This is a genomic window from Kitasatospora sp. GP30 (assembly GCF_029892145.1).
GTDB lineage: Bacteria > Actinomycetota > Actinomycetes > Streptomycetales > Streptomycetaceae > Kitasatospora > Kitasatospora acidiphila.
In genome coordinates this window covers 92,119-102,587 of sequence record NZ_JARZAH010000027.1, presented here as the reverse complement: position 1 = coordinate 102,587, position 10,469 = coordinate 92,119, and the positions used below count along the sequence as shown (strand labels likewise).

Sequence of the window (10,469 nt, the reverse complement as noted above, 5' to 3'; positions counted from 1 at the left end):
GAGCTCCACGGCGCGTCGTCGGTGTCGACGTCGGCGGAAAGAACCTGCAGAGCAAGAACGTTGGTCATTTCAATTCACCTCCTCTCGCATGTGGCAAGGGACATCGGTTCAGCAGTCTCATCACACAGCCTCGACATCCCAGCAGCCGGCGAGGCTGAGGGAGCTCCACGGCGCGTCGTCGGTGTCGACGTCGGCGGAAAGAACCTGCAGAGCAAGAACGTTGGTCATTTCAATTCACCTCCTCTCGCATGTGGCGGGGCGGGGGAAAGCGCAGGAACGAAAGGCGAATTCCGGCCTGCGCAGCTCAGGGGTTGAGCACGAACCCTTGGCCGTCGCCGCCGAAGGCGAGTCGGCTCAGGGCGGCGAGCACTCCAGCGGAACCGGTGGCCAGGTCCGCGCTGAAGCGGGACAGGCCGTGTCCGAGGATGCGGACTCCTCCGCGCTCATAGGGGATGGCGTGCATGGCCAGGCCGTCGGCCAGTTGGCGCGCCGTGATGTCGTCGGCGGGCGAGCCTGCCCACCTGGCGTGGTCGGCTCGGAAGACCACCAGACCGGCCAGCCCTTGGTGCAGCCCCGCCTGGATCGTGACCTTCTTGGTGGCGTCGGCGAGGATCCCGTCCAGCACGGGCCTGAGGTCGGCGCCGCTCTCGAGGGACGCGTAACGGGTCAGGGCCATGCCGATGCCGGCCGACCCGTCCGCGAGGTAGGGCAGGGCCCGTGGGCGTGCGGGGTCGTCGCAGACCGAGAGGGATCCGTCCGGCAGCCTGACGGTCCGCTCCAGTTCGGCACGGAGCAGGCGCGAACCGGCGTCGTGGTACCGGTCGTTGCCCGTGGCCCTGGCCAGATGGAACAGGAAGTAGGAGATGCCCGCGAGGCCCTTGGCCAGCCCGGGGGCAGCCTTCGTGCGCTTCGGCTCCGTCACGATCCGCTCGCCCAACAAGGCGGCGATGTCCAGCAGCCGGTCCTCGCCGGTGCTGCGGTGGACGGCCAGCAGCGCGAGGCCCACTCCTGCTGCACCGTTTCCCAGGTCATCACCGTCCTGGGTCAGCGGATGCGCGGCGGAGAACTTCAGGAGCGACAACGACCGTTCGGTGTGGCCGAGTTCGTCGAGGACCCAGGCGATTCCCGCGGTGCCCGCGTGCAGCCCTGGCGGGAGGGCGGTGTGCTGCTTGTCGACTTCAGCGAGGAACCGCTGCTCGATGGCGTCCGGGATCCTGACCCGGGCGTGGTGGAGTGCGTGCAGGATTCCGGCCGAACCGTGCGCGGCGGAAAGGAAGTTGGTCTCGTATGCCCGAGACGGCGGGGGGAACATCCACTCGGGGCGGCCCGCGTCGGCGTCGGCGAGCAGCCCGTCGGCGACCGAGGCCAGCAACTCGTCCACGGTCGGCCGAGCGGCCGGGGCACCCAACTCGTGGTAGCGGATGGCGCGATGCCAGAGGGCCGGCGGGACCGGAGCCCGCTCCGACAGGGCGTTGTGGAGCAGCTGGAGATTCCGCGGCGACCGGCCTGCGACCTGGTGGAACGGGAACAACAGCGCGAGCGCCACGGCCGACAGGCCGTAGTGGTCGCGCAGATACGGGTCGCCGTCGTCCGACTCCGGGGGCGGAGCGTATCCGTCGGTGCCCAGCAACGGGACGGTCTCGCCCACCCGGTGTGCGGTTTCGAAGTCGATGAGCCTGACCGTGTCGTCGTCGCGGACCAGGATGTTGCCCGGCGCCACGTCGCTGAACACATAGCCGAGGGCGTGCAGGCGGTCGAGTGCGGCGCCGAGGTCCGCGAGGATCCGCTCGCATCTCCGGTAGTACTCCGCGAAGTCATCGGTGGAGCGATTGGCTTGGATGATCGGGCAGTTGGTGGCGATCCATCGGGTCAGGCCGACTCCGTCCACGAGTTCCTCGGCCAGGAATTCGTGCTCCCACTCGCTGAACAGGTCGTAGGGCTCGGGGCAGAGCCCCGGAGCGCGCGCCGAAATGTCCTGCAAGGTGCGGTATTCGCGGTGCAGTCGCTCCTGGGCCTCGACCCCGTCCCACGAGACCCCGGTGCCGGGTCGCGCCTCCTTGAGGATGACCGTCTTCCCGGTGGCCGGGTGGATCGCCTGGTAGGTGCCGCCCGCGTTGCTGTGCTGGACGGCCTTGACGATCTGGAAACCGCCGACGGTCGGGGGGCCGTCGTCCTGCGGGGAGTCCTGGGGCGGTGCGAACGGGTCCTCGATTCCCGCGGGCAGAGTGAAGAAGGGAAGCCGGCGGTCTTCGACGTCGACGCCCTGTGCGTCACGGATCAGCCACTGCTTCGAGCCGTCGCCCAGCAGCCGGAACCGGGGCTTGATGGCGCCGTACCGGTAGTAGACGGTCCTGCTGTCGCCGTAGCGGCGGTCGGTGAGGACGTACGGCCCGACGAACCCGGCCAGCGCCTCCGCCAGTTCGTCCAGGAGGGGCTTGGCAGCGGATTCGGATGCCGGATAGGCGACGAAGCACTTGCCCGCCTGCACTCGTGATCCGTGCTTGTGGCTGAGCAGCAGGTAGAAGTTCTTCGCAGCGATGTGCTTGAACGGGATCCCGCTCGCGGAACATATCCCGGCGGCTATGCCGAAGACCTTCTCCACATCGGCGATCCTGCTGGAAACATGGATCTTCCACCCCTGTTCCGGCCAGTCGAAGCCCAGCGGCGAGTAATACGACCAGACGCTCTCCGAGCCCGTTTCCCATCCGGCCGGCAGCTGGACGGAATAGCGGCTTCCCGTGTCGGGAGTCAGCGCGCTCGGAAGGAAGAAATCACCCTCCATAAGCGTGTAGTTCATCTGGTCGACCATGACGTGAGCTGCCTTCCATCGCCTGCATTGAGAAACAGTCTGGAAGGCCTGGATCTACGACCGATGAACGTCGCATCGACAACGTCGCATCGACATGGACCGGCGGTTCGTCCGGCCATGCGGACGCGGCCGGCGCCATGACCGACGGTCAGGTGCCGGACATCCCGAACGCGTCATGGATCGGCCGCAGTTCGACCGCGACGACATGGAAGTCGAGCACCCGTTCCGCGATCTCGCGGGCCCGCTCCGGGGTTGCGCAGTCGATCACGTAGTAGGCGGTCAGTGCGGTCAGCTGCTCGGCCGCTCCGATGAGCGGCCCGTCCGTGGCGCTCGGGTCGGCCGCAGGATGCCACCGGAGGGTCGTGGAGTCCCTGGGGTAGGCCAGACCTGCTCCGTTCAGCAGCTCACCCGAGCCCTCCAGGTCCTGGTGGAGCGCCTCGTGCCTGCGGAACACCTCGGCTCGCTGCTCCTTGGTCATCGCTTCCGTCGCGGCTGGATCGGCATACATCAGCACCATGTACTTCATGTCCCGATGCTCGCACCCGGACCACCCGACGGGACCTCGTTCTCAACCCGCGCCGCGCGGCCGTCGTCCTTACCGAACCCTGACGGGGTGCCCGCCGTCCCACTCCGCGCCGGTTGCGGCCGGTAGCGTCGCCGGGCATGAGGATTCTGGTCACCGGCGGCGCCGGGTTCATCGGTTCGGCGGTCACTCGGGGGCTGGTCGCGGCGGGCCACGAGGTCCGGGTGCTGGACGCGCTGCTGCCCGCGGCACACCCCTCGGGTGCGGTGCCCCGGCTACCGGGCGGCGTGGAGTTCCGGCGCGGCGATGTGCGGGACGCCGAGACGGTCGAGCGGGCACTGGCCGGGGTGGATGCGGTCTGCCACCAGGCGGCGATGGTCGGGCTGGGCGTCGACCTGGCGGACGCGCCCGACTACGTGGGCTGCAACGATCTCGGCACGGCGGTGCTGCTGGCCGCCATGGCCCGCACGGGCGGGCGGCGGCTGGTGCTCGCCGGGTCGATGGTGGTCTACGGCGAGGGCCGGTACCGCTGCCCCGCACACGGCGATGTCGCCCCGGGCCCCCGACGCCCGGCCGAGCTGGACGCCGGGCGGTTCGAGCCGCCGTGCCCGGTGTGCGGCGCGGCGCTGCGGCCCGGGCTGGTGGGCGAGGACGCGCCCGGCGACCCGCGCAATGTGTACGCGGCCAGCAAGCTCGCCCAGGAGCACCTCGCCGCCGCCTGGGCCCGCGCCTGCGGCGGAGTGGTCCTGACGCTGCGTTACCACAACGTGTACGGCCCCGGCATGCCCCGCGACACCCCGTACGCCGGGGTCGCCTCGCTGTTCCGCTCCGCGCTCGCCAGGGGCGAGGCCCCGCAGGTGTTCGAGGACGGCGGCCAGCGCCGGGACTTCGTCCACGTCGACGATGTCGCGGCGGCCAACCTGGCCGCGCTCGCGGCCCTCGACGGCCGGCCGGTGGGCAGCGTGCGGGCGTACAACGTCGGCAGCGGCGAGGTGCGTACGGTCGGCGAGCTGGCCACGGCGCTGGCGGACGCCTGCGGCGGCCCCGCGCCGGTGGTGACCGGCCGGTACCGGCTCGGCGACGTCCGGCACATCACCGCCGACTCCGGCCGCCTGCGCGCAGAGCTCGGCTGGCGGCCCCGGGTGCCGTTCCTGGCGGGCATGGCCGAGTTCGCGGCGGCACCACAGCGGGCCTGAGCGGGCGAGCCGGGGCGGCCGGCCGGGCGCTGGCCGCCCGACCAACGGGTGCTGCGGCGGGGCGCGGGACGGTCCCCGGCGGGTCCCCGGCCGCGCCGGCCCCGGGCCGGCTACGCCCGCGCCGCTGGGAGGGCGATCTCGAAGCAGCAGCCGCCGACCACGTTGTGCACCCGGGCGCGCCCGGCGTGGGCCTCGACGATGCCGCGCACGATGGCCAGCCCGAGCCCCGCGCCGCTGTCCCCGCCCTCGCCGGGATCGCGCCGCGGGGTGCGGGCGGCGCTGCCCCGCCAGCCGGTCTCGAAGACCCGGGTGAGGTCCTGCTCCGGAATGCCACCGCAGCCGTCGGTGACCGAGAGCACCACCTCGTCGGCCTCCCGGCGGGCGGACACGGCGACCACCCCGTCCTGCGGGGTCGAGCGGATCGCGTTGACCAGCAGGTTGCCCAGCACCCGGGTGATCTCCCTGCTGTCCACCTCCACCGGCTCCGCCGCCACCTGGCGGCCCTCCAGGCGCACCCCGCGCTCCCGGGCCAGCGGGTGGGCGCCGGCCAGCGCGTCGTCGACCAGGTCGTAGACCGAGACCCGGGCGAGCGAGAGGGAGAGCGCGCCGGCCTGGATCCGGGAGAGCTCGAAGAGGTCGTCCACCATCCCGGTGAGTCGCTCGACCTCGGTGCGGATCCGCTGCAGGTAGCGCTCCGGCTGGTCGGCGACGCCGTCCTCCAGCGCCTCCGCCATCGCCCGCAGGCCTGCCAGCGGCGTGCGCAGGTCGTGCGAGATCCAGGCGATCAGCTCGCGGCGCGAGGCGTCCAGCGCCTTGGCGCGGGCCCTGGACTCGGCCAACCGGGCGCTGGTGGCGGCGAGTTCCTCGCTGAGCTGGGCCAGCTCGCGGCCGAGCGGGTGGTCCGGCGCGGTGAAGCCGGTGTCACTGCCGACGGTACGTGCGGCGGTGGCGAGCGCGCGGCTGCCGGCGACCACCTGGCGCCCGAGCAGCGCGGCCGTCGCCAGCGCCACCACCGAGGCCATGGCGAGCACGGTGATCACCACCCCGAGGTCGTGGTGGGAGAGGAACATCGCCTGCGCCACGGCGAAGGTGCCGGAGGTGACCGCCAGCACGGTGACGGCCGCGACGCAGAACAGCGACAGCGCCATCGACCGCCGGCGCAGCCACCGCACGGCCGCCCAGCCGAGCAGGCCGGCACCGCCCGCACCGAGCGCGGCGAACAGGGCGATCAGCAGCAGGTCCTTCACCGGGCACCGCCCTGCCCCGTCGCCGCCGGGTCGTAGCGGTAGCCGACGCCCCAGACGGTGGTGATCAAGGCCGGGGCGCCGGGGTCGTCCTCGACCTTCTCGCGCAGGCGGCGGATGTGCACGGTGACGGTGGACAGGTCGCCGAAGTCCCAGCCCCACACTCGCTGCATCAGCTCCTGCCGGGAGAACACCGCGCCCGGGTGCTGGATCAGGAACGCGAGCAGGTCGAACTCCCGTAGTGTCAGCGACAGTTCGGCCTCGCCCCGGCTGGCCCGGCGGGCCTGCGGGTCGAGCGTGATGTCCCCCGAGCGCAGCGGAGCGCCAGGCGCGGCCCCGGGTGCGGCGGCCCGGGCGCGCCGCAGTACGGACTGCACGCGCAGCACCAGTTCGCGCGGGCTGAACGGCTTGGTGACGTAGTCGTCCGCACCCAGCTCCAGGCCGAGGATGCGGTCGGCCTCGTCGCCCTTGGCTGTGAGCAGCACCACGGGCAGGTCGGCGCCGTCCTCGGCGGCACGCAGCCGGCGCAGCACCTCCAGGCCGTCGATGCCGGGCAGCATCAGGTCGAGCACCACGAGCGAGGGGCGGTGCGCGCGGGCCAGCGCGAGGCCCTGGGTGCCGTCGGCGGCCAGGTCCACCTGGTGGCCGGCCCGGGTCAGGTAGCCGGCGACGACCTCGGCCACGGTCGGGTCGTCGTCGATCACCAGGATGCGGCCAGGACGCGGCGGCGCTCCGGCGGTGGCAGGACTCTCGTTCATCCCGCCGAGGATAGGCGCCCGAGCCGGTCCCGACTGCCGGTCGGGCGCCCCGTTCGCAATCCGTAAGGTCCGCTCGGCCCCGCCTTCGCTCGCCGGTCGTCGTCACGGCGCTCGCCCCGCCGCTCGTCATGGCCACCGGACGACCGCCGCGCCGCGCCGCCCGCCACCCGACGACCGGCCGCCCCGCCGCCGTACGACTTCCGTAAGGCGCGATTGCCGCCTCGGGCCGCCCCCGCGCCCCTAACGTGACCGACGTGACTGTGACTCCACCTCCGAATCCACCTCCCCCGCCCGCCCACGCGGTCGATGTCGACGTCGTCCTCCCCTGCCTCGACGAGGCCGCCGCGCTGCCCTGGGTGCTCGGCCGGATCCCGTCCGGGTGGCGGGCGATCGTCGTGGACAACGGCTCCCGGGACGGCTCCGCCGAGCTGGCCCGCTCCCTCGGTGCGACCGTGGTCAGCGAGCCCCGGCGCGGCTTCGGCGCCGCCTGCCACGCCGGCCTGCTCGCGGCCACCGCCGAGCTGGTCTGCTTCCTGGACTGCGACGGCTCGCTGGACCCGGCCCAACTGCCGCGCGTCACCGGGCCGGTGCTGGACGGGACGGCCGACCTGGTGCTGGGCCGGCGCCGGCCGACCGCCGTCGGGGCCTGGCCGGCGCACGCCCGGTTCGCCAACGCCGTGCTGGCCCGCCGGTTGCGCGCCCGCACCGGCGCGCCACTGCACGACCTCGGCCCGATGCGGGCCGCCCGCCGGGAGCGCCTGCTCGCCCTGGGTCTCGGGGACCGCCGCTCCGGCTACCCCCTGGAGATGGTGCTGGCGGGTGCGGCGGCCGGGATGCGGATCGCCGAGACGCCGGTCGACTACCTGCCGCGCGCGGGCCGCTCCAAGGTCACCGGCACGGTGCGCGGCACCCGGCAGGCTGTCCGCGACATGCGGGCGGTGCTGGCCGCTCCGCCGCCGACCCTGCTGGTGATCGCCAAGGCGCCGGTGCCGGGCCGGGTGAAGACGCGACTCACTCCGTCGTGCTCCCCCGAGCAGGCCGCCGCGCTCGCCGAGGCCGCGCTGACCGACACCCTGCACACCCTCGCCACCGTCCCCGCAGGCCGGCGCCTGCTCGTCCTGGACGGCGAGCCGGGCCGGTGGCTGCCGCCCGGCTGGCAGGTCGTGCCGCAGTGCGCCGGCGGACTCGACGAGCGCCTGGCCGCCGCCTTCACGCTCGCCGCCCGGCTGGCTCCGCACGCCCCCGCGCTGCTGGTCGGCATGGACACCCCGCAGTTGCCCGCGGCCGCGCTGGCCGAGCCGCTGTCGGCCGTCGAGCGGACGGGCGTGGACGCCTGGTACGGGCCGGCCGCCGATGGTGGTTTCTGGGCGTTCGGGCTGGCCCGGCCGACGGAGAAGCTGGCCCGACGACTGCTGCTGGGGGTGCCGATGTCCACGGCCGGGACCGGTGCCGCGCTCCTGGAGCGACTCGCCCGTCTCGATCTGACGATACGTCAACTTCCGTTGCTCACCGATGTGGACACCATCCGGGACGCCGAGCAGGTCGCCGCCGAGGCCCCGGGCAGCCGGTTCGCGGCGCGGCTGCGGTCCAGCCACGCGACCGGCGAGGCGGCGGGATGACCGCCCCGGTCGCCGCTTGGGTCGACGACCCGTTCGCCGAGGCCGTCCGCACCGAGCGCGGCCCGCTCTGGCTGCGGCAGGACGACGGCCGGCGGATCCGGCTCGACATCGAACGCTGGTGCGCGCCCGCCGCGGGCGCCGACCACAGCCTGCTGCGACGCTGCTCCGTGCTGAACGCGCCGGTGGTGGACCTGGGTTGCGGGCCGGGGCGGCTGGTGGCGGCCCTGCTCGCCCTCGGCGTCCCGGCGCTCGGCATCGACATCACCGGCGCGGCGGTGGCCAGGACCTGCCGCCTCGGCGGCCTGGCGCTGCGTCGCTCGGTCTTCCAGCGGCTGCCCGCCGAGGGCCGCTGGGGCGGCGTGCTGCTCGCCGACGGCAATCTCGGCATCGGCGGCGACCCGGACGCCCTGCTCCACCGCAGCGCCGAACTCCTGGCGCCGAACGGCCTGTTGCTGGTCGAGGTCGACCGTCACGAGCTCGACGATCGGCTCATCGTCCGGCTCGAAGGCCCCGATGGGCGCCTCGGCCCGCCCTTCCCCTGGGCCCGGTTGGGCGCCGCGGCCGCGGTGCGGCGGGCGCGCGGCGCGGGGCTGGCCGAGGCGGAGCGCTGGTCCTCCCACGGCCGCCGGTTCCTGGCCCTGCGCCGGGCGTAGAAGCCGAGCCTGGCACAACAGCCGGACCGGGCGCAGGACCAGTGCCGGGCGGAACAGCCGGGCCGGCCGCCACGCGTAAGAACACCCGAGCCGCCCGCGGCCGCCATCACCGCTCACGCACAACGAGGGGTCCCGGTCGCCCAGTTGACCGGCGCGACCGGGACGCCCGGGCCAGCCCCCGCAGCGCCGGCCCCGCCAGCACGCACCCCAGCGCAACCCCGTACGCCGCCCGCTGCGCGGCATCGCCGCCGACCAGGTACAGCGCCTCCCCCGCCGCCGGGACGGCCAGCCACTCCCAGCGGCCGTCCAGCGCGACCAGGGCCACCACCAGCAGCCCGTACCACGGGTAGCTCGGCGCCACGATCAGCAGGGCGCTGCCCGTCACCAACAGCGCACCCCGCCAAGGGCGTTCGGCGTCACCGCGGCGCAGCACCCGGAGCACCACCCCGGTCAGCAGCACCCCCGCCGCCCACGGCACCCACCGGTCCGGCACCACCGCGCGGAGCAGCCCGAACCGGTCGAGGCCGCCCTGCTCGTAACCCTCCTCCTGCAGGTAGCCCGGCAGGTACCCCAGGACGCCCACGCCCGAGGCGAGCAGGTACGGCACGTAGGTCAGCGCGAACGTCCCCACGGCGGCGGCGAGGAGCACCAGGTCGCGCCGGGTCGGCCGGCGGGCCAGCGCCCCGGAGAGCGCGCCCGGCAGCGCGAGCCCCGGCAGCAGCTTGGTGGCGATCGCCGCCCCGACCAGCGCACCGGCGGGCCCGGCCCGACGCCGGGCCGCGCAGCCCAGTCCGGCGACCAGCAGCAGCGCGCCGAGCGTGTCGACGTGCGCATCGTTGACCGACCACACGGTGACGCCCGGACACCACCCCCACAGCGCCGCCCGCCGGCTCCCCCGGCCCGCCCACAGCAGCCCGCCCGTGGTCGCGACGGCGAGCAGCGCGCCGGCCGCCTGTGCCCCGCGGATCCCGCCGCCCCACGGGTGCACGGCCAGGAACCAGGCCTCCGCCACCGGCGGGTAGATCGTGTGCACGGCAGGGCGGTTGATCCGGGTGCAGTCCCCGGCTGCGGTGCGCCGCTCGTCCCATTCGTCGCACCGGCCGCCGACCGGGAACAGCTGCGGATCGCGCAGCCGGGCGAGCGCGGGGTCGTCGGGCGGGTAAGCGTACGGTGAGATGCCGGCGGCCTGGACCCGGCCGTCCCAGACGTAGCGGTAGGCGTCGTCGCTGGTGCGCGGCGGTGCCAGCAGCCCCAGCGCGGCGACGACCACGCTGCCCGCCAGGACCAGCGGCACCACCTGACGGTCCGGCACCCGCCGGAGCAGCAGCAGCGCGAGGGCGAACAGCGCCGCGTCGACGGTGTACCAGCGGTAGAGCGGCGCGGGATGGGCGAGCGTGCCGCGCCCGGTGATCGTCAGGGCCAGCGCGGCGGCCAGGGCGGCGAGCGCGGCGACGACGAGGGCGCCGGGCAGCGCGCTGCGGGTCGGGGCGAGCGGGGTGACCGGGGCGAGCGGGCTGGTCGCAGGGGGTGTGGGTGGAGTGGGCACGGGCCCACCCTGCCACCGGGATGGGCGCCGCAGCGCCGTCGGCCCGAGTGCCGTTCGCAATCCGTAAGCACGCCGAAGTGCCCTTGGGCGCCCCGGGAGCGCTTCGATGAGAGCGTGGATT

8 protein-coding genes and 1 pseudogene are annotated in these 10,469 nt (G+C 74.2%); 4 read left to right on the top strand and 5 right to left on the bottom strand.

The window, feature by feature from the left end:
* Positions 1-304: 304 nt before the first annotated feature.
* Entirely contained in the window at positions 305-2,797 is a 2,493-nt protein-coding gene (gene lanKC / locus P3T35_RS28845) for a class III lanthionine synthetase LanKC (protein WP_180356263.1), read from the bottom strand.
* Positions 2,798-2,957: 160 nt separating this feature from the next.
* Positions 2,958-3,335 (bottom strand): YciI family protein, encoded by a 378-nt coding sequence (locus P3T35_RS28840; RefSeq protein ID WP_101378509.1) that lies wholly within the window; start codon positions 3,333-3,335, stop codon positions 2,958-2,960.
* A 137-nt stretch (positions 3,336-3,472) separates the two neighbouring features.
* On the opposite strand from P3T35_RS28840, the gene P3T35_RS28835 reads away from it, so the two are divergent.
* The gene (locus P3T35_RS28835; protein WP_101378510.1) at positions 3,473-4,528 is read left to right on the top strand and encodes an NAD-dependent epimerase/dehydratase family protein; all 1,056 of its coding nucleotides are present in this window, start codon (positions 3,473-3,475) and stop codon (positions 4,526-4,528) included.
* A gap of 110 nt (positions 4,529-4,638) precedes the next feature.
* On the opposite strand, the gene P3T35_RS28830 is transcribed toward P3T35_RS28835, so the two are convergent.
* Both P3T35_RS28830 and P3T35_RS28825 read right to left on the bottom strand, forming a co-directional pair.
* Positions 4,639-5,775, bottom strand: a complete 1,137-nt coding sequence (locus P3T35_RS28830) for a HAMP domain-containing sensor histidine kinase (protein ID WP_101378511.1) — start codon at positions 5,773-5,775, stop codon at positions 4,639-4,641.
* Positions 5,772-6,530, bottom strand: coding sequence for a response regulator transcription factor (locus tag P3T35_RS28825; protein ID WP_101378512.1), 759 nt, complete (start codon positions 6,528-6,530; stop codon positions 5,772-5,774). The genes P3T35_RS28830 and P3T35_RS28825 overlap by 4 nt, the downstream gene beginning before the upstream one ends.
* A 260-nt stretch (positions 6,531-6,790) precedes the next feature.
* Between P3T35_RS28825 and P3T35_RS28820 the strand changes: the two are divergent.
* The 3 genes and pseudogenes from P3T35_RS28820 to P3T35_RS28810 all read left to right on the top strand — a co-directional run.
* Positions 6,791-7,486: pseudogene (locus P3T35_RS28820) on the top strand (glycosyltransferase family 2 protein); the annotation flags it as partial.
* Positions 7,460-8,149, top strand: a complete 690-nt coding sequence (locus P3T35_RS28815) for a DUF2064 domain-containing protein (RefSeq protein ID WP_218976762.1) — start codon at positions 7,460-7,462, stop codon at positions 8,147-8,149. The pseudogene P3T35_RS28820 and the gene P3T35_RS28815, both read left to right, overlap by 27 nt.
* Positions 8,146-8,802 (top strand): methyltransferase domain-containing protein, encoded by a 657-nt coding sequence (locus P3T35_RS28810; RefSeq protein ID WP_101378513.1) that lies wholly within the window; start codon positions 8,146-8,148, stop codon positions 8,800-8,802. Before P3T35_RS28815 ends, P3T35_RS28810 begins: the two co-directional genes overlap by 4 nt.
* A gap of 106 nt (positions 8,803-8,908) precedes the next feature.
* Here P3T35_RS28810 and P3T35_RS28805 read toward each other — a convergent pair whose 3' ends face one another.
* Complete coding sequence (locus tag P3T35_RS28805; RefSeq protein WP_280708344.1) at positions 8,909-10,348, bottom strand: glycosyltransferase 87 family protein; 1,440 nt, start codon at positions 10,346-10,348, stop codon at positions 8,909-8,911.
* Positions 10,349-10,469: the final 121 nt, after the last annotated feature.

What these genes read in the sequence shown, in the direction of transcription:
- lanKC (WP_180356263.1), bottom strand. Translation starts at nt 2,797, where the DNA reads ATGAACTACACGCTTATGGAGGGTGATTTCTTCCTTCCGAGCGCGCTG.
- P3T35_RS28840 (WP_101378509.1), bottom strand. Translation starts at nt 3,335, where the DNA reads ATGAAGTACATGGTGCTGATGTATGCCGATCCAGCCGCGACGGAAGCG.
- P3T35_RS28835 (WP_101378510.1), top strand. Translation starts at nt 3,473, where the DNA reads ATGAGGATTCTGGTCACCGGCGGCGCCGGGTTCATCGGTTCGGCGGTC.
- P3T35_RS28825 (WP_101378512.1), bottom strand. Translation starts at nt 6,530, where the DNA reads ATGAACGAGAGTCCTGCCACCGCCGGAGCGCCGCCGCGTCCTGGCCGC.
- P3T35_RS28815 (WP_218976762.1), top strand. Translation starts at nt 7,460, where the DNA reads ATGCGGGCGGTGCTGGCCGCTCCGCCGCCGACCCTGCTGGTGATCGCC.
- P3T35_RS28810 (WP_101378513.1), top strand. Translation starts at nt 8,146, where the DNA reads ATGACCGCCCCGGTCGCCGCTTGGGTCGACGACCCGTTCGCCGAGGCC.